This window comes from Erwinia sp. TECH1, from assembly GCF_054057575.1.
This window is the reverse complement of the sequence record NZ_JBSRZK010000001.1, coordinates 3,425,263-3,443,921: the sequence shown is the minus strand read 5'-3', so window position 1 is coordinate 3,443,921 and position 18,659 is coordinate 3,425,263. Positions and strand designations below refer to the sequence as shown.

General features: G+C 57.5%; 17 protein-coding genes. 5 read left to right on the top strand and 12 right to left on the bottom strand.

The annotated features are described in order from the left end of the window. Positions 1–82 precede the first annotated feature (82 nt). The 7 genes from ACVWZ0_RS16110 to ACVWZ0_RS16080 form a co-directional block, all read right to left on the bottom strand. Complete coding sequence (locus ACVWZ0_RS16110; RefSeq protein WP_125290865.1) at positions 83–946, bottom strand: glucose 1-dehydrogenase; 864 nt, start codon at positions 944–946, stop codon at positions 83–85. A gap of 236 nt (positions 947–1,182) precedes the next feature. Beyond that, positions 1,183–2,787 (bottom strand): rhodanese homology domain-containing protein, encoded by a 1,605-nt coding sequence (locus ACVWZ0_RS16105; RefSeq protein WP_253459512.1) that lies wholly within the window; start codon positions 2,785–2,787, stop codon positions 1,183–1,185. Then, positions 2,780–3,373, bottom strand: a complete 594-nt coding sequence (locus tag ACVWZ0_RS16100; RefSeq protein WP_253459514.1) for a cysteine dioxygenase family protein — start codon at positions 3,371–3,373, stop codon at positions 2,780–2,782. The genes ACVWZ0_RS16105 and ACVWZ0_RS16100 overlap by 8 nt, the downstream gene beginning before the upstream one ends. Then, positions 3,366–4,352 carry an ABC transporter substrate-binding protein gene (locus ACVWZ0_RS16095; RefSeq protein WP_253459516.1) on the bottom strand — a complete coding sequence of 329 codons (987 nt, stop codon included), beginning with the start codon at positions 4,350–4,352 and terminating at the stop codon, positions 3,366–3,368. The genes ACVWZ0_RS16100 and ACVWZ0_RS16095 overlap by 8 nt, the downstream gene beginning before the upstream one ends. Beyond that, on the bottom strand, positions 4,352–5,434 hold the full coding sequence (locus tag ACVWZ0_RS16090; protein ID WP_253459518.1) for an LLM class flavin-dependent oxidoreductase: 1,083 nt from the start codon (positions 5,432–5,434) through the stop codon (positions 4,352–4,354). The genes ACVWZ0_RS16095 and ACVWZ0_RS16090 overlap by 1 nt, the downstream gene beginning before the upstream one ends. A gap of 505 nt (positions 5,435–5,939) precedes the next feature. Next, entirely contained in the window at positions 5,940–6,326 is a 387-nt protein-coding gene (locus tag ACVWZ0_RS16085; RefSeq protein ID WP_456784360.1) for a hypothetical protein, read from the bottom strand. Between the two features lie 270 nt (positions 6,327–6,596). Further along, positions 6,597–7,784 carry a NupC/NupG family nucleoside CNT transporter gene (locus ACVWZ0_RS16080; protein WP_253459524.1) on the bottom strand — a complete coding sequence of 396 codons (1,188 nt, stop codon included), beginning with the start codon at positions 7,782–7,784 and terminating at the stop codon, positions 6,597–6,599. A 363-nt stretch (positions 7,785–8,147) separates the two neighbouring features. On the opposite strand from ACVWZ0_RS16080, the gene ACVWZ0_RS16075 reads away from it, so the two are divergent. Beyond that, positions 8,148–9,386, top strand: a complete 1,239-nt coding sequence (locus ACVWZ0_RS16075) for an Nramp family divalent metal transporter (RefSeq protein ID WP_253459527.1) — start codon at positions 8,148–8,150, stop codon at positions 9,384–9,386. Positions 9,387–9,439: 53 nt separating this feature from the next. Here the strand turns inward: ACVWZ0_RS16075 and ACVWZ0_RS16070 are convergent, their stop codons facing one another. Further along, positions 9,440–9,781 (bottom strand): DUF2502 domain-containing protein, encoded by a 342-nt coding sequence (locus ACVWZ0_RS16070; RefSeq protein WP_253459530.1) that lies wholly within the window; start codon positions 9,779–9,781, stop codon positions 9,440–9,442. 155 nt (positions 9,782–9,936) lie between these two features. Then, a complete protein-coding gene (gene mgrA, locus ACVWZ0_RS16065) occupies positions 9,937–10,926 on the bottom strand; it encodes an L-glyceraldehyde 3-phosphate reductase (protein WP_253459533.1) in 990 nt (329 codons plus the stop codon). A 200-nt stretch (positions 10,927–11,126) separates the two neighbouring features. Here mgrA and ACVWZ0_RS16060 point away from each other — a divergent pair, with 200 nt between their 5' ends. Both ACVWZ0_RS16060 and glk read left to right on the top strand, forming a co-directional pair. Next, positions 11,127–12,773, top strand: coding sequence for an alpha-keto acid decarboxylase family protein (locus tag ACVWZ0_RS16060; RefSeq protein ID WP_253459537.1), 1,647 nt, complete (start codon positions 11,127–11,129; stop codon positions 12,771–12,773). Positions 12,774–12,954: 181 nt separating this feature from the next. Beyond that, positions 12,955–13,920, top strand: coding sequence for a glucokinase (gene glk, locus ACVWZ0_RS16055; protein WP_125290855.1), 966 nt, complete (start codon positions 12,955–12,957; stop codon positions 13,918–13,920). Between the two features lie 28 nt (positions 13,921–13,948). Here glk and ACVWZ0_RS16050 read toward each other — a convergent pair whose 3' ends face one another. Continuing rightward, complete coding sequence (locus ACVWZ0_RS16050; RefSeq protein WP_253459540.1) at positions 13,949–14,677, bottom strand: LytR/AlgR family response regulator transcription factor; 729 nt, start codon at positions 14,675–14,677, stop codon at positions 13,949–13,951. A gap of 24 nt (positions 14,678–14,701) precedes the next feature. Beyond that, positions 14,702–16,381, bottom strand: coding sequence for a sensor histidine kinase (locus ACVWZ0_RS16045; RefSeq protein WP_301289833.1), 1,680 nt, complete (start codon positions 16,379–16,381; stop codon positions 14,702–14,704). Between the two features lie 218 nt (positions 16,382–16,599). On the opposite strand from ACVWZ0_RS16045, the gene ACVWZ0_RS16040 reads away from it, so the two are divergent. Both ACVWZ0_RS16040 and alaC read left to right on the top strand, forming a co-directional pair. Next, the gene (locus ACVWZ0_RS16040; protein WP_253459546.1) at positions 16,600–17,124 is read left to right on the top strand and encodes a GNAT family N-acetyltransferase; all 525 of its coding nucleotides are present in this window, start codon (positions 16,600–16,602) and stop codon (positions 17,122–17,124) included. A gap of 105 nt (positions 17,125–17,229) precedes the next feature. After that, positions 17,230–18,468, top strand: a complete 1,239-nt coding sequence (gene alaC / locus ACVWZ0_RS16035) for an alanine transaminase (protein ID WP_253459549.1) — start codon at positions 17,230–17,232, stop codon at positions 18,466–18,468. A 52-nt stretch (positions 18,469–18,520) separates the two neighbouring features. Here the strand turns inward: alaC and ypdK are convergent, their stop codons facing one another. Then, on the bottom strand, positions 18,521–18,592 hold the full coding sequence (gene ypdK / locus ACVWZ0_RS16030; RefSeq protein WP_125290871.1) for a membrane protein YpdK: 72 nt from the start codon (positions 18,590–18,592) through the stop codon (positions 18,521–18,523). Between the last annotated feature and the right edge of the window lie 67 nt (positions 18,593–18,659).

The following is an 18,659-nucleotide window of genomic DNA, read 5'->3' as shown; positions in this document are numbered from 1 at the left end:
GGCGTGACAAGGCCGTCCGGGCAGGAAAGCGGGAAGAGAACGGGCGAGAAGGCTATGGAGCCGCAGCCCCATAGCCAGACGATCAGATGACGGCAACGCCGCCGGTGACGGCGATGGTCGCGCCGGAGATATAGCTGGCTTCGTCGCTGGCCAGCATCACATAGGCAGGTGCCAGCTCGGCAGGCTGCCCGGCGCGCTGCATTGGCACTTCGCTGCCGAAGTTTTTAACCTGTTCGGTCGGCATCGTGGCAGGGATCAGCGGCGTCCAGATCGGGCCAGGGGCCACGGCGTTGGAGCGAATACCTTTATCCGCCAGCAGAGCAGCCAGGCTGCCGGAAAAGTTGATAATCGCCGCTTTGGTGGCGGAATAGGCAATCAGTTTCGGCTTGGGCTGATCGGCATTAACCGAGGCGGTATTGATAATAGAGCCGCCCGCAGGCATATGCGGCACCGCCGCTTTACAGATGCGGAACATGGCATAGATATTGGTTTTCATCGTGCGGTCAAACTCGTCATCGCTGATCTCATCCAGCGACTCACGGGTCATCTGGAAGGCGGCGTTATTGACCACGATATTGATTTCGCCGAAGGCTTCCACGGCCTTGCTGACGATAGCCTTGCAGTGTTCCGCTTCGGTCACGTCGCCAGCCACCAGTACTGCTTTCTGTCCCGCTTCTTCAATCAGGCGCGCGGTTTCTTTCGCATCTTCGTGCTCGTCCAGATAGGAAATCAGCACGTCCGCGCCTTCACGAGCATAGGCGATAGCCACGGCGCGGCCGATACCGGAGTCGCCACCGGTAATAATGGCTTTTTTACCTTTCAGACGGCCGGAGCCTTGATAGCTGGCTTCGCCGTGATCGGGAACGGGCTGCATTTCGTTAGTCGCTCCCGGCCATGTTTGCTGTTGTTCTGGGAGTGGAGGTTGGGGGCGATTTGTCGTCGACATAGGCTCTCCTCTTGAACCAGCAAGAATGCCGGTGATAAATGAATTATGCTGCCGCAGGAACCTGAGTTCGCTCGGCAACAGAATGAATAACAATGATTTTTACAACGGATTCGGTGATTTCTGACCGTTAAGGACTAAGCATAGTCAAAAAAAACGAAAGTGCTAAACCGATTCGACCAACGGGGCAGAAAAGCGGCGGGCGGGAAACCAGGCCGCTTTAACACGGCCTGGCAAAGTCAGGCGGAGGGCGTAAGGACGTTAAAACCGTGCGTGCCGTCGCGATCCAGCTGCGAAATCAGGCCATATTCCCAGTCCAGGTAGGCCTGCATCGCAGAGGCGGCATTGTCGGTGCCTTCATAAGGGCGACGGTAGCGATCGTCCCGCGGTTGCAGAAGTCTTGTTTCACCCTGCTGTATGGGTAAACCGGCAGCTCGCCAGGCTGCGTTGCCGCCTTTAAGAACCGTTACCGGTTTTTGCGTCAGCGCGGACAGCTCTTCTACGGCGTAGCGAGCCAGCAGGCTGCTGCCGCAGGTCACCACGTAACGCTCTGCCGTCGGCAGCGCAGCGCTGCCCGTCCGCGTCAGCAGCGAGCGTTGCAGCCAGGACGCGCCGGGGATATGGCCCGCCACATAGTTCGCGCTGGTGGTGAAATCCAGCACCTGCGTGTCGCCCGCTTCCAGCCATGCGGCCAGCCCGGCTGGCTCCACTTCCGGCAGGGCGGGCAGGGGCGGCACCGTGGGTTTCCAGTCGCCGTGCTCAATAAAATCTTGTCGGCTGACATTATCCACAACCGCAACGTCCCAGCCCATCTGCGTCAGCCAGGAGGCACTCATATCGGCGCGCGCTTTTTTGTCGTCAACCAGCACGATTTTTGCACCGCGCACGCTGGCATAGTGATCCGTTTCCTGCACCAGCTGGCCGCCCGGCACGTGGCGAGCGCCGGGTAAATGACCCGCTGCGTATTCTTCGGCGTCGCGCACGTCAAACAGATAAACCGTGCGCTGGGTTTGCTGCCGCAAAGCGGTCAAATCAGCGAGCGTAATCTGCCTGACGCCAGCGCGATCGGCAACCTTCCGGGCGCTGCGTGCGGCCTGAAGCTGCGCGGTCTCGCTCACCTCGCCGTAACGGCGGTTCTGCTGATGATCCAGCGCCAGCCCGGCCAGCGTCCAGCCAATGGTGCCATTGCGCAGCGCATAAATCGGATTACGCACGCCCGCATTGACCAGCGACTGCGTACCGATAATGCTGCGAGTGCGTCCGGCGCAGTTGACGATAATTTTTGTTTCCGGCGACGGGGCCAGATCCCTGACCCGCAGCACCAGCTCGGCGCCCGGCACGCTGATGCCGCCCGGAATGCTCATGGTCTGATATTCGTCAAAGCGGCGGCTGTCCAGCACCACTACCGGCTCACCGCTTTGCAGCAGGGCATGGACCTCCTGCGCGGGCAGCGAAGGCGTGTGGGCACGGCTTTCGACCAGTTCGCCAAACGCCTTGCTCGGCGAATTGACGTCGATAAAGATTTCGCCGCCCGCTTCGATCCAGCCCTGCAGGCCGCCCGCCAGCAGCGCCACGTTGCTGTAGCCCAGCGCGATTAACCTTTCGGCGGCGGCCTGCGCCAGGCCTTCGCCGTTGTCATACAGCGTGACGGGCGTCGCCAGGCGTGGGACGCGGTTAATTATCTCCAGTTCCAGCTTCGACAAGGGAATATTAGCGGCAAACAGCGGGTGGCCTTCGGCGTAATAAGCCTCTTCCCGCACGTCCAGCAGCGCAGTTTCCTGGCGCTGGAGCAGGGCGTAGCGAATATCGCTGTAGTGACGTAAAGGCAGTGATTGCTTAGCCATGTGAGAGATCCCAAATATTTGGTAAAAAAGCGTTGTTATAGCCGGAGATGAACGGTTTTTCGCTGCCGTCCTCGTTATAAACGGCCCGTTTCACCGCGCCGATATTGCCGCCGTAAACGTGAATGCTGATGGAGGGGCGATCGGCAAAAGCGTTGCTGACGCGGTGGATATCACCCACCTCAGGCGAAACGGCCTCTACGTCGCCAGCATTCAGGCGAACGGGCTCGCCTTCGGGCCAGAGTGCGCCTTGCTCATCACGACGAAAGTGCTGCGCAACTTCCGCGCCGCGCAGCATGCCAATTAACCCCCAGACCCGGTGGTCGTGCACCGGCGTTGACTGGCCCGCTCCCCAGACGAAACTGACAACAGAAAAGCGCTGCTGCGCGTCGGCATACAGCAGATATTGTTGATAGCGCTGCGGATCGGTCTGCGTAAAAGGCTCAGCCAGCCAGTCATCGTGGCGGATAAGCTGTTTTAGCAGCTCGCTGCCTTCTTGCAGCACGCGCTGTTCTGGAGGCTTTGTGTCCAGCAGCGTAGCCAGATCGCCGACAAAGGCGCGCAAACGATGGTGCTGAAGGTTACTCATGGCTGTTCTCCCCGGCAGGCTGTGTTAATCCGGCGGCCGCCTGATTAGCCTGGCCCGCCAGCTGATAATCGAAAGCCTGGCGGACATTCACCGCTTTCGGCAGCACGCGGTAACGTAAGAAAAAGTCGGCGGAATGCTGGAGCGAATCCGCCAGCGTGGGCGTGAAATTGACCGGACGGATCTGCGCGCTGGCGATCCAGCGCTGCGTAATGGCGGGCGGCATCCCCAGCGATTTGCTCAGCGCGTCGGCAAAGGCTGCCGGATGCTGTATCGCCCAGATCTGCGCTTTGGCCAGTCGGCCCTGAAGATCGGCGATCGCCTGACGTTTAGCCGGATCCTTTAACGCTTCCTCGCGGGCGAGCGCATACGAATAGCCGGAAAGAATGCCTTTGCCGCCGCCCTGCGGCACCAGTACCGCGTTATCCACCACGATGGCCGAAGAGACATAGGGTTCCCAGGTCGCCCAGGCATCTACGGCATGGCTGGCCAGCGCGGCGCGGCCATCAACCGGGCCAAGAAAACGCAGCTTAACGTCGGCGGGCTTCAGTCCGGCGCGCTCAAGCAGCCCCAGCACCAGATAGTGTCCCCAGCCGCCGCGATTGACGGCGATCTGTTTGCCTTTCAGATCGCTCAGCTTGTGAATACCGCTGTCTGGCCGCGTCAGCAGGGCGATGCTGTCGGGATTGTTTTGCCATGCGCCTACCGCCTTCACCGGCGCGCCGGCGGCATAGACAAACAGGAAAGGCAGATCGCCGGTAAAACCTACGTCCAGCGCGCCGGCGTTCAGCGCTTCCTGCACCGGCGCGCCGGAGTCAAATGAGGTCAGTTTCAGCTCATAAGGTAAATTATTCAGCTCGCCGGACTCTCGTAGCGAAATAAAGCGATCGCCCTTAACGTCACCCAGGCGCAGCGTCACTTTTTCTGCCGCCGTAGCGGCGCCAGCCATAACCGAAAGCAGGATGGCGACGACCAGACGCATCAGGCGCTCCTTGCGACACGGCGCGCCGCAACTTTTTCGCGCGTCAGCGGGATCAGCTCTTTGCCATACTCCAGCGCGTCGTTGAGCGGATCGAAACCCCGGATCAGCACGCTTTCGATGCCCAGGTTGTAGTAATCCAGTAGCGCGTCGGAAACCTGATCCGGCGTGCCGACCAGCGAAGTGGAGTTATAGCCGCCGCCGACCAGTTTGGCGATGCCGGTCCACAGATTTTTATCCAGGCGATCGCCTTCGTTAGCAGCGGCGAACAGCCGTTCCGCACCGACGCTCTGCGGTTTTGGCAGGCCGAAGTCGTGGCCGGTAGCGAGCAGCTTCTGCCGGGCCGTTTCGCGGATATACTCCGCTTTTTCCCAGGCTTCTTTTTCGGTCGCGGCGATAATCGGACGGAAAGAGATATTAAAACCGATCTGTCGACCATGGCGAGCGGCGGCGGCACGTACCGTACGCACGGTTTCGGCCGCGCCCGCCAGCGGTTCGCCCCACAGCGCGAAAACGTCGGCATGTTTCGCCGCCACGCTAATCGCTTCCGGCGAGGAACCGCCAAAATAGACCGGCAGCTGCGGCTGTAGCGGCTTGACGGCGGAAAAAGCCTGTTCAGCCTGATAAAGCTCGCCCTGATGGTCGAAAGGCGCTTCGGCCGTGAGGCTGTTTTTCAGCACCTGCAAAAACTCATCGGTGCGCGCATAGCGTTCGGCTTTGTTAAGGTAATCACCGTCGCGACGCTGTTCGGCATCGTTGCCGCCGCTGATGATATGCACCGCCAGGCGGCCATCGGTCAGCTGATCCAGCGTCGCCAGCTTGCGGGCGGCAAGGGTAGGGGAGACAAAGCCGGGACGGTGCGCCAGCAGGAACTTCACTTTTGAGGTATGTGCCGCCGCGTGGGCGGTGACCAGAAAGCCGTCGGGCTGATCTGACCAATAACCGACCAGAACGCGATCGAAGCCGGCCTGTTCATGGGCACGGGCGAAGTCGGCGATATACTGTTTGTTAAAAATGGGGCCGCTGGGCGGAATGATTTCCGAGGCCAGGCGATGGCCGATCATGCCAAGAAACTGAATGCTCATCCTGAATTCTCCGAAGTGGGCGGGCAGAAAAGGGCGTAGAAGGAACCCTACTTTCAGAGACGTAAGCTGTGAAATTCTTATATGTGCTGAGGAAAGTTAAAAAACAGCTATGGCGAAGGCGGCTTTTGGCGCATAACGAACGAGCCGCTGGCTAAACGCTGCGGTGTGTTGACTAAACGGGCGAGACGCTGGCTAAACGCCGAGGTGCACTGATTTAACGCTGAGGTATGTTGGCTGAATGCTGCGGCGTGCTGATTAAAAGGTAAGGCGTGCTGACTAAGAAAATAACGCGAAGCAAGCAGCGCGCCGGAAGCCTGGGAGGCTTATCGAACCGACCCGCGAAAGGCGGGTCAGGAAAGGCAAAAGCTTTCAGTCACCCATCTTAAAAGGCTTGCTGACTATCTCGCCTGCCTGTTCCGCTTTTTTCTTCGCCTGCAGGAGCTGCCTAATCATTGCCTTTTTTTGCATGCGGATAGCGTCGAAATCAATATGTTGGGTTGGGGTTTCAATTGTCCGTTTGTAGCACATAGTTCGCTCCTTCTTTAAATACCCTGAGGTTGCGCGGGCCAGCCTGCTGCCTGACCAGCCGATCGTAAACTTTAATCAGTTGAGGAGTATACGCCTGGAAGGTCAGGAGTTGTATGTTTTCTCGCCTGGCAACCTGCAGAATGATGTCGATCAGAGACGCGTAAAAAAACAGCGTTTCATGTAGCGTAAGCGCGGCGGCGGCTGGCGGCCTGTCGAACATATCGCAGTCGGGATTATCCTGTGCTTCAAGGTTGTAAAAGCTGACGACGGCCTGGTTGGCGTCAGCTACTTCATCACCGAACAGCTTTATGAGTAGCGGTATTTCGGCTGCCGCTTTCGCAAAAAAGGCCAATCGGAAAGTCATCTGCCGATTTACCTGGGCAGCAAACATAAATCTGATATCCATCGTCCTGTAGACATCAAATCCCTGCAGCTCGCTATGTAAGATTTCATAGTGGCAGCCCGCCATAACAAATCCTCATCCTGAGTCTCATGGGCTGCTTTATAGCATTACTTTTATTATGGGTTAAAGGCGATCTTCCCGGATGCGCGACATAAAATGTTTTACTGCGAGACGATACGCAAAAAAAAGGCGAACCCGGAGATTCGCCTTTCTTGTCGAGCCAGACCGCTATCAGCCCAGCACCAGGCCTGCAATGGAAGCGGAGAGCACGCTAACCAGCGTCGAACCGTACAGCAGCTTCATGCCGAAGCGCGACACTACGTTGCCCTGTTCTTCGTTCAGGCCTTTGATAGCGCCCGCCACGATGCCGATAGAGGAGAAGTTGGCAAAAGAAACCAGGAACACGGAAAGGATGCCTTCGCCGCGCGGCGACAGAGTACCGGCAATTTTTTGCAGGTCGATCATCGCCACGAATTCGTTGGAAACCAGCTTGGTCGCCATGATACTGCCGACCTGCAACGCTTCGCTGGCGGGCACGCCCATTACCCAGGCAAAAGGATAGAACACATAGCCCAGCACGCCCTGGAAGCTGATACCAAAAATCGTATCAAACAGCGTATTGACGGCGGAGATCAGCGCGATAAAGCCAATCAGCATCGCGGCGACGATGACCGCCACTTTGAAACCGGCAAGGATATATTCGCCCAGCATTTCAAAGAAGCTCTGTCCCTGATGCAGATCGTTCAGCTTCAGGTCTTCTTCGTTTTCGATGCGGTACGGGTTGATCAACGACAGCACGATAAAGGTGCTGAACATATTCAGGATCAGCGCGGCCACCACATATTTCGGCTGGAGCATGGTCATATAGGCGCCGACGATGGACATCGATACGGTCGACATCGCCGTAGCGGCCATGGTGTACATGCGGCGCTGCGACATTTTGCCCAGAATATCTTTATAGGCGATAAAGTTTTCTGACTGTCCCAAAATCAGCGAGCTTACCGCGTTAAAAGATTCCAGCTTACCCATGCCGTTGACTTTTGACAGCACGGTGCCGATTGCCCGGATAACCACGGGCAGAATACGGAAGTGTTGCAGAATACCAATAAGGGCGGAGATAAAGACGATAGGGCAGAGTACGTTAAGCCAGAAGAACGCCAGGCCTTTATCGTTCATGCCACCAAAGACAAAGCTGGTGCCCTGAGCGGCAAAGCCCAGCAGCTTGTCGAAGAAGCCGGCAAAGCCTTTGACAAACCCTAAGCCGATTTCGGAGTTCAGGAAGAACCAGGCCAGCAGCACCTCGATCACCAGAAGCTGAATAATAAAACGGACGCGGATATTTTTCCGATCGCTGCTGACCAGTAAGGCCAGTAACGTCACCACCACCAGCGCCAAAGCAAAATGCAGAATGCGGGACATGAGTGCTCCAAATTTGAAGGCTGTTATATTTCGCTGCACATTCTATGTAACAAGTTGCAGAAAAACGAGACTAAAGCCTCAATATAATAAATTCCTATCGGCTTAAATCGACATTCTGCTTTCCTGTCACATCCTGATACTGTTTAAAAAACCACCCGTCAACTTGTGGGGGAATACTTTTTAACCTAAAGTAAGTTTATCGCTTACAAATCGGCCACACGAAACGCTACCTTTGGGTATAGCAAAGGCTATACTTTTTAGCGTAGGCTATTACAGCGATAAGTTTAACCAGTGCAAATGATGTTGATAATCATTATCATTTGAATGACAATACCTTCCTCGGGTGTATTAAGGGGTAAGACGATGTTTGAAGGCCGCACCGCGGAGCAGACGGTCCGTAGTTCCCGTAAAATCAAATTCGCGCTGATGGGGCCCGCTTTTATTGCGGCGATTGGCTATATCGATCCCGGCAACTTCGCGACCAATATCCAGGCTGGCGCTTCCTATGGCTATAAGCTGCTGTGGGTGGTGGTCTGGGCCAATATCATGGCGATGGTGATCCAGTTAATGTCCGCTAAGCTGGGCATCGCCACCGGCAAAAACCTGGCGGAGCATATCCGCGATCGCTTTCCGCGTCCTGCCGTATGGTTCTACTGGATCCAGGCGGAAATTATCGCCATGGCCACCGACCTGGCCGAGTTTATCGGCGCGGCTATCGGCTTTAAGCTGCTCTTTGGCGTCAGTTTACTGCAGGGTGCGGTGCTGACGGGCGTGGTGACGTTCCTGATTTTGATGCTGCAAAGCCGGGGCCAGAAGCCGCTGGAACTGGTCATCGGCGGCCTGCTGCTGTTTGTGGCGGCGGCCTATGTGATCGAGCTGTTTTTCTCTCAGCCAAAAGTGATGGATCTGATGCAGGGCCTTGCCGTGCCGACGCTGCCGACCGCCGATGCGGTGCTGCTGGCGGCGGGCGTGCTGGGCGCAACGATTATGCCGCACGTGATTTATCTGCACTCTTCCTTAACGCAAAGCCCTGACGGCGGCAGCCGCGCAGAGCGCTACTCCTCGACAAAACTGGATGTGGCGGTCGCCATGACCATCGCGGGATTTGTGAATCTGGCGATGATGGCGACGGCGGCGGCGGCTTTTCACTTCAGCGGCCATACCGGCATCGCGGATCTGGATCAGGCCTATCTGACGCTCGATCCGCTGCTGGGCCGTGCGGCGGCCATAGTCTTCGGTCTGAGCCTGCTGGCGGCCGGACTCTCTTCCACCGTAGTGGGAACGATGGCGGGGCAGGTGGTAATGCAGGGCTTTATCCATATACGTATTCCGCTCCTGGTGCGGCGTGTTGTGACGATGCTGCCCTCGTTTATCGTGATCCTGGCTGGCTGGGAGCCGACGCGCATTCTGGTGATGAGCCAGGTGCTGCTCAGCTTCGGTATCGCGCTGGCGCTTATCCCGCTGCTCTCTTTTACCGGCAATCGCGAACTGATGGGCGAACTGGTGAACTCGCGCCTGATGCAGGCGGCAGGCAAGGTTATCGTGGTGGTGGTGGTGGCGCTGAACTTCTATCTGCTGATATCTATAGCGATGGAGCTTTAGGCGAGACGCTAAGCAACAAGTGAAAAAGGGTGCTCCTGTGAGCACCCTTTTTTTTACCAGCGTCCGTCGTGGTGACGATCCCGCTCGTGACGCCATTCGCGCTGCCTTTCGTGGTCGCGCCAGCGCTGGTCGCGTCGCCATTCATGCCGTTGACGCATCTCCTGTTGACGGCGCCACTGTTCATGGCGCCACCAGCGGCCTTCGCCATAGCGATAGTTGTTGCGCCACCAGTGGCCTTCGCGCCACCGGCCGCCGTCCCAGTAACGCCCGTGACGATCGCGATCGCCCAGATGAAGCGAAACGCCCGGCGCTAACATAATCCGGGCGCTATCAGCCTGTGCTGTGTGTAAGGCTGAACCTGCCAGCAAAGCGGCAATAAGCAATAGATGTTTCATTTTCTCTCCTTATCAGCGGCACAACTGCTCCGCCCTGATGCCAGTATTATAAGGAGAGCGCAGGGGTTTCGCCTGGCTAATTCCTAAAAGTGTCGAAAAAGTGTTAAAGGAAATGTCAGTAAGACAGGCCGCCGCAGGACGCGGCGGCAAAGGGATCAGGCGAGGATCGCGTCGATGCGATCCAGCTCGCTTTGACTGAATTCGCGCTGGTTCAGCATCGTTATGGCATCGTCTATCTGACTGGTTTTGCTGGCGCCGATCAGCACTGACGTGACGCGACCGCCGCGCAGTACCCAGGCCAGCGCCATTTGCGACAGTTTCTGGCCGCGCTGCTGCGCCAGCTCGTTCAGCTGCCGCACTTTCTCCATTTTCTCCGGCGTCAGCTGCTCGCTGCTGAGGAAACGGCTGCCGCTGGCGGCGCGTGAATCTTCCGGAATGCCCTGCAAATAACGATCGGTCAGCACGCCGCCCGCCAGCGGTGAGAAAGCAATACAGCCGACGCCCTGCTGTTGCAGCACGTCCAGCAGGCCGTTTTCCGGCGCGCGTTCAAACATGGAGTATTTCGGCTGGTGGATCAAACAGGGCGTACCCAGCTGCTTAAGGATGGCAATGGCCTCCGCCGCCAGCTGCGCCGGATAGTTAGAAAGCGCGATGTAAAGCGCTTTCCCCTGGCGCACCAGGTGATCCAGCGCGGTCATGGTTTCTTCCAGCGGCGTTTCCGGATCGGGACGGTGGTGATAAAAAATATCGACATAGTCCAGGCCCATACGCTTCAGGCTCTGATCGAGGCTGGCGATCAGATATTTACGTGAGCCCCAGTCGCCGTAAGGCCCGTCCCACATTGTATAGCCCGCTTTGGAAGAGATAATCAGCTCGTCGCGCAGCGAAGCGAAATCCTGACGCAGAATGCGACCGAAGTTTTCTTCTGCCGAGCCGGGCGGCGGGCCGTAATTATTGGCAAGGTCAAAATGGGTAATGCCCTGGTCGAAAGCGTGGCGCAGCAGCGCGCGGCTGTTCTCTACCAGCGTGCTGTCGCCAAAGTTATGCCACAGGCCGAGCGAGACGGCGGGCAGCTTCAGGCCGGTGCGGCCGCAGCGGTGATAACTCATTGTCTGATAACGATTTTCGTCAGGCTGATAAACCATGAAAAGTTCCTGTGCTCAGAAGGAAAGGCAAAATGAGCATAGCAGTGTATACGGTTACACCGAACCGGTTCGCGCGGCGGATCGCAACTTGCGGAAAAGTCTCAGGCGTCATCTTTGCTTGCCATCGCGGGCGACGACGGATTTCACATGGCGCGCAAAGGATGCGCAATACTCATTACAACCTATCAGAGGAGAAAGCCATGCAAAGCGTTGGAGACTATCTGTTGCTGCGTCTGCAGGAAATCGGCATCGGGCATCTGTTCGGCGTGCCGGGCGATTACAATTTGCAGTTTCTGGATCACGTTATCGCCAGCAAAAAGATTGCCTGGGCGGGCAGCAGCAACGAGCTGAACGCGGCCTATGCCGCCGACGGCTATGCGCGCTGTCGCGGCGCGGCGGCGCTGCTCACCACTTTCGGCGTGGGTGAACTGAGTGCCTTAAACGGCGTGGCGGGCAGCTATGCCGAATATCTGCCGGTTATCCATATTGTCGGCGCGCCAGCCAGCGCGGCGCAGGAAGAGAAGCTGTTGCTGCACCATACGCTGGGCGACGGCGACTACGCGCATTTTCTACGCATTGCCCGTGAGGTCACCATAGCGCAGGCCGTATTGACCAGAGAAAACGCGGCGGCGGAAATCGACCGGCTGCTGATTACCGCGCTGCGCGAACATCGTCCCGTTTACCTCTTTATGCCTACGGACGTGGCGGAAGCGCCCATCCAGCCGCCCATCGGCACGCTGACTTACCGGGCCGAATCGCTGCAAAGCAGTCTGGATTCCTTCAGCGCGGCGGCGGAAGCCCTGCTGGCGGAAGCTGAAAGCGTCTCGCTGCTGGCCGATTTTCTTGCCGATCGCGCCGCAATGCGTGAGCCGCTGCATAAACTGGTAACGGCAACGGCTTTGCCTTTTTCAACCTTGCTGATGGGCAAAAGCGTGCTGCCGGAACAGCAGCCGGGCTTTGTCGGCACCTACTCAGGCGCCGCCAGCGCGGGCGATACGCAGCGGCATATCGAACAGCGCGACGTGGTGATCACCGTCGGCACGCTCTGGACGGATACCATCACTGCCGGGTTCACCCAGCATATCGATCCGCTACGTAATATTGATATTGGCCTGTATCGCTGCCGGGTTGGTACACAGACGTTCAGTCAGATCGCCATGAAGGATGCCGTTGCCGTGTTGCATCAGCTGGCAACACGCTATGGCGAAGGCTGGCGCGATGTGCAGGCGCTGCCGCCGGCGCTGCCCGAGCTGACCGCTGGCGCACTGAGTCAGAATGCGTTCTGGCGCATCATGCAGGACTTTTTGCGTCCCGGCGATATCGTGCTGGCCGATCAGGGCACGGCCGCGTTTGGCGCGGCGGCGCTGCGGCTGCCTGAAGACGTTACCTTTATCTGTCAGCCGCTGTGGGGATCGATCGGCTTTACGCTGCCCGCCGCCTGGGGCGCACAGCTCGCCTGTCCGGCGCGGCGCGTGATTTTGCTCTGCGGCGACGGAGCGGCCCAGCTGACCATCCAGGAGCTGGGATCGATGCTGCGCGACGGCCTGAAACCGATCGTCTTTATTCTTAATAATGACGGCTATACTGTTGAGCGGGCTATTCACGGCGAGCATCAGCGCTACAATGACATTGCTCAGTGGAACTGGACACAGCTGCCGCAGGCGCTGAGCACGCGCGGCGAGGCGCAAAGCTGGCGGGTAGAAGAGAGCGCTCAATTGCAGGAAGTGGTAAAAGTGATTGAACAGACCTCGCGTCTCTCGCTGGTGGAGGTTATGCTGCCGCAGCTGGATGTGCCGCCCCTTTTGCAGGCGGTAACGGCGGCGCTGGACAAGCGCAACGCGTCCTGAAAAATCTGATAACGGATTCAGACGCCAGATTCAGATTGATGCCCGTGGGAAATTGCGGCCAGTGCAGGTAAGGTAGTCGGTCGCAGCGCGATTTTACGTTCGCCCGTGAGGGTTGGGCGTTGTTGTTTGAGTGGGGGAAATTTATAGTGTGTACAAATGACGTAAGCGGAGCAAAACAATAATGACTAAGTATGCTTTGGTAGGTGATGTAGGCGGCACCAATGCGCGCCTGGCACTGTGCGAAGTCGAGAACGGTGCCATCTCACAAGCCAAAACGTTCTCCACAGCAGACTACGATAGCCTTGAGGCAGTCATCCGTTTTTATCTTGCCGAGCAGCAGCAGGATGTCACGGATGGCTGCATCGCCATCGCCTGCCCGATCACCGATGACTGGGTGGATATGACCAACCACGACTGGGCTTTCTCCACCAGCAAGATGAAGGCGAATCTGGGCTTTGATCATCTTGAGATCATCAACGACTTCACTGCCGTGTCGATGGCGATCCCGATGCTGACCGAGCAGGACGTGATGCAGTTTGGCGGCACGACGCCGGTTAAAGACAAACCGGTCGCCGTCTACGGCGCCGGAACCGGTCTGGGCGTGGCGCATCTGGTTCATGTGGATAAACGCTGGGTGAGCCTGCCGGGCGAGGGCGGCCACGTGGATTTCGCCGCCAACAGCGAAGAGGAAGATCTGATCCTGGAAGTGCTGCGCGAAGAGCTGGGCCACGTGTCCGCCGAGCGCGTGCTGTCCGGCGCGGGCCTGGTCAACCTTTACCGCGCGATTGTCAAAGCCGACAACCGCGTGCCGGAGAACCTGAAGCCGAAGGACGTTTCTCAGCGCGCGCTGGACGACAGCTGCACCGACTGCCGTCGCGCTCTGGCGATGTTCTGCGTGATCATGGGCCGTTTCGGCGGTAACCTGGCGCTGACCATGGGCACCTTCGGCGGCGTCTATATCGCTGGCGGCATCGTGCCTCGCTTCCTGGAATTCTTTAAAGCCTCCGGTTTCCGTGCCGCTTTTGAAGACAAGGGCCGTTTTAAAGATTACGTGCAGAATATTCCTGTCTACCTGATTACGCATGAAAAGCCTGGCCTGCTGGGCGCGGGTGCGCATCTGCGTCAGACGTTAGGCACCATTCTGTAAGCAAAAAAGGCCGGTTTTCCGGCCTTTTTTACAGCCGCATCAGCTGGCGAAACTCCCGCACTTTACTGCGGCTGACCGGCACCTGAAACTCCAGGTCGCGCAGCTTCAGAATATAGGTATTGTTAAACCAGGGTTCAATTTCGCGGATTTTGCTCAGATTCACGCAGTAAGAACGATGGCAGCGGAAAAAAGCCTCTTCGGGCAACCGACTGCAAAATTCGGTGATATTCATCGACATCACGTACTCCTCCCGCCGCGTATAAACAAATGTCATTTTTTCATGGGCTTCGGCGTAATAAATATCGTTGATATCCGTCACGATAATGCGCTCGTCCCGCGTCAGGTTAATGGTATGCACCTGGCTACGCGGGCTGTCTGTGCCGCCGGAAGCGGCCTGCTGTAGCGTATTTTCCAGCTTGCGCAACATGGTGATAATACGCATTTCATGGTAGGGCTTAAGGATATAGTCAAACGCCTCCAGCTCGAAGGCCTCTACCGCGTGCTCTTTATAGGCGGTGATAAAAACGATATGCGGACGATGGGCGAATTTACTGATATTTTGCGCCAGCAGCACGCCATCCAGCGACGGAATATTAATATCCAGAAAGATGACGTCCGGCTGGTGGTTTTGCAGATATTTCAACACGTCCAGCCCGTCGTCGAACGTGGCCTCGATTTGCAGCTGGCTGTGCTGGCGGATCAGCCAGCTCAGCTCCTGCTGCGCCAGAAATTCGTCTTCGACAATAATGGCTTTCACATCGCTTTCCCGGTGAATGCGGCCCTAAGCCGTCAGTGAAACACGTTCGGGCAGAGTCGCCCCTTTTTTGGTGATATAAAAAGCAATTTCGGTGCCCGGATGGCGACGGTGAATATGCAGCCCCTCGCCGTAAAGCAGCCTGACGCGGTGATGCACGTTGAGCAGGCCTATCTTGTTGCCGGGCATCTCGTTGCGCTCCACGCGCTGGATCACCTCTTCGCTGATGCCGTTGCCCGTATCGCGCACCGCAATACGTATCCGCTCGCCCGCATCCTGCACGCTGATGGTGACCACACCTTTGCCGCGACAGGGATGTACGCCGTGCACGATGGCGTTTTCCACCAGCGGCTGGATCAGCAGGCTGGGCAGCGAGCAGCTGATGTCTTCGTCAATTTCATAAATGACCGTCAGCTTATCGCCAAAACGCGCCTGTTCGATGGCGATATAATCTTTGATTTGATAAAGCTCTTTTTTAATATCAATGATTTCGTCGTCGTTCAGCTCCAGGTTGTAACGTAGATAGCGCGAAAGGTTGCTGATCAGCTGCCTGGCGGTATCGGGATTCAGGCGGATCGACGACGAGATGGCGTTCAGCGCGTTAAACAGAAAGTGCGGGTTTATTTTGCTTTGCAGCGCGCGTAGCTCGGCCTTATTCGCCATTTCACGCAGCTGTTCGGCGCGGGAAACTTCCAGCTGCGTGGAGATAATTTGCGACAGACCGATGGCCATTTCCCGCAGCGACCAGGTAATGCGGTGCGCGTGGCGATAGTAAATTTTCAGCGTGCCGGTGACTTCGCCCAGCTCCCGCAGCGGGATCACAATCATTGAATGGATTTCCGGCGTGCGGTGCGCCTCATCGTTGTTGCGGATAATGATTTCGCCATTGGCGATAGCTCTGGCCGTGGTCGGGCTGATGCCGTCGTCGCCTTCGCGGTAATTCTGCTCGCCAACGCCAACATAGGCCAGGATCTGATTTTTGTTGGTGATGGCAACCGCATCCGCGCTGATATCGTCGCGAATAATTTCGCAGACTTTACGCAGCGAACGGCTGTTGACCTGGCGAAACAGCGGCAGCGTTTTATTGGCGATATCCAGCGCCAGCTTGGCCTGACGGGCGGCTATCGCCTCTTTTTCGCCCTCGACGCTCTGGATCAGCAGCACGATCAGGCCGATGCTGACCGCGCCCAGGATCATCGGCACGGCGATCTCTTCGACGATCGCCAGGCCCAGCGCGTAAGGTCTGGCCCAGACCAGGATCAGGATCATCGTTAACGACTCACACAGCATGCCGCCGATAATGCCGACGCTCCAGCGCCGCGCTTTGGCGACCTTCAGGTTAATCCAGCCTGCGGCAACGCCCGCGATAATGCTGGTGATCAGGCAGGGCACCGAGGTGACGCCGTGGACATCGATTAAAAAACGGTGCAGCCCGGCCACCACGCCGGTCACAATACCGACCCACGGGCCAAACAGGATACCGCCAGCCATAATCGCGATGGTGCGCACGTTCACCAGCGAGCCGTCAACGTTGATGCCGCTCCAGGTGCCAAACAGCGCGAACAGCGAGAAGATAGCCGTTACCGCCACCAGCTCCTGACGTGAGTGCTCATCTTTCTGTAACAGTTGACGAAAATGACGGGTGCGTGTCATAAAAAACAGGCAGATAAGCATAAGAGCGGCGCGATCTAATACCGCAAGCAACATCTCAAACATCGAATGCACGGGCGCCTCGGCTGGCGGAGAAACAGTAGCGACATAATAAGGAAAGCGAGCGGGATGCGCCAGGCAAGCGCGCGCCGATTTCAGTCAATCCCTGTCTGGATCAATTTTGTTACGATTAGCCGTGCGTAAGGTATCAAGGTAGCCTCGCTGCAAAGCCTGGGTGAAAAGGGGAAACCCTGGTAACAAAAAGGGGATGTATCATGCAATTAACGACCGAAAGATTGCTGTTGGAAAAGCTCCAGCCGGAAGACTGGTCGCTGTTCCACGAGGTGCACAGCGATCCCGTCAGTATGCAGTTTATCAGCGCCGTCCCGCAGCTGGCGGATATCCGGCAGCGCTTTCAGACCCGACTACAGCCCTGGCAGGTAACCAGCCTGCATATGCTTTGTTTAACTGTGCGGCTGCGGGCAAGCGGCGAAGCGATAGGGCTGATAGGCGCGAATGCGGAATGGACGCCCTGGCGGCAGGCCGAAGTCGGCTACTCGCTGCTGAACCGCTATACCGGCAAGGGCTACGGCAGCGAGGCGCTTGGCGCGATGGCCGCTTACCTGCTCAGCCAGTGTCGCTTCCACAAGCTGACCGCGCAGGTGGTGGAGGGCAACTGGCCTTCGCGACGCGTTCTGGAAAAAAACGGCTTCCGGCTTGAGGGCACGCTGCGGGAAAATTATCTGCTGCGCGGCGAGTGGGTTGACGACTGGCTGTTCGGCAAACTGGAATCAGATTAATTCGGCTCGACAGCCTGGCGAACTCTGCGCTATGTTGGCTCTTCGACCATTTTCTGGTCAGCGTCGCTCGGACGGTTCCGGGCGCTAACGTACTCAGAGGTCTTTATGGCTGACAACAGCTCCGCACGCCGATTTTCCCGTATTGAACGCCTTCCGCCCTATGTTTTTAATATCACTGCCGAACTGAAGATGGCGGCGCGCCGTCGCGGCGAAGATATTATCGATTTCAGCATGGGCAACCCGGACGGCCCTACGCCGCCCCATATCGTTGAAAAACTCTGCTCGGTGGCGCAACGAGAGGACACGCACGGCTATTCGACCTCGCGCGGCATCCCGCGTTTGCGCCGGGCAATTTCACGCTGGTATGCCGATCGCTATCAGGTGGATATCGACCCGGAGTCAGAAGCGATTGTGACCATCGGCTCGAAAGAGGGGCTGGCGCACCTGATGCTGGCTACGCTCGATCATGGCGATACCGTGCTGGTGCCGAATCCCAGCTACCCCATCCACATTTACGGCGCGGTTATCGCGGGCGCTCAGGTGCGCTCCGTGCCGCTGGTGGAAGGCGTGGACTTCTTTAACGAGCTGGAGCGTGCCATTCGCGAAAGCTATCCCAAACCCAAAATGATGATCCTTGGCTTTCCGTCCAATCCTACTGCGCAGTGCGTCGAGCTGGACTTTTTCGAGCGCGTGATCGCGCTGGCCAAACAATATAACGTGCTGGTGATCCACGATCTGGCCTATGCCGATATCGTCTATGATGGCTGGAAAGCGCCTTCGATTATGGAAGTGCCGGGCGCTCGCGACGTGGCAGTAGAGTTTTTCACGCTCTCCAAAAGCTACAATATGGCGGGCTGGCGTATCGGCTTTATGGTCGGCAACAAAGAGCTGGTCGCCGCGCTGGCGCGGATCAAAAGCTATCACGACTACGGCACCTTTACGCCGCTGCAGGTTGCCGCCATCGCCGCGCTGGAGGGCGATCAGCAGTGCGTGCGGGATATCGCGCAGCAGTACAAGCGCCGCCGCGACGTGCTGGTGAAAGGGCTGCACGAGGCGGGCTGGATGGTGGAAACGCCCAAGGCCTCGATGTATGTCTGGGCGAAAATCCCGGACCACTATGCGCATATGGGTTCGCTGGAGTTTGCTAAGCATATGTTGCAGGAGGCGAAGGTCTGCGTCTCGCCGGGTATCGGTTTTGGCGACTACGGCGATACGCACGTGCGCTTTGCGCTGATTGAAAACAGCGACCGTATTCGCCAGGCGGTAAGAGGGATTAAAGCGATGTTCCGCGCCGATGGTATTCTGCCGGGAACGGTAAAAAGTGAGGCGGACCAGGGTAGTTAAGAACAACTGTTAAGGGCAGGCCAGGCGCCTGCCTTTTTCGTTAGCCGGCGGGCTACAGCATCAGATAGAAGGTGCCTGCCCAGGCCAGCAACAGAAACGAAATGCCCATTAATGCATATTTCACGAAAAAACTCCTTTGAGCGATGATAGCCGGAACCTGCGTCGCCGCGTTTTCCGGCTCGGGCCGTCAG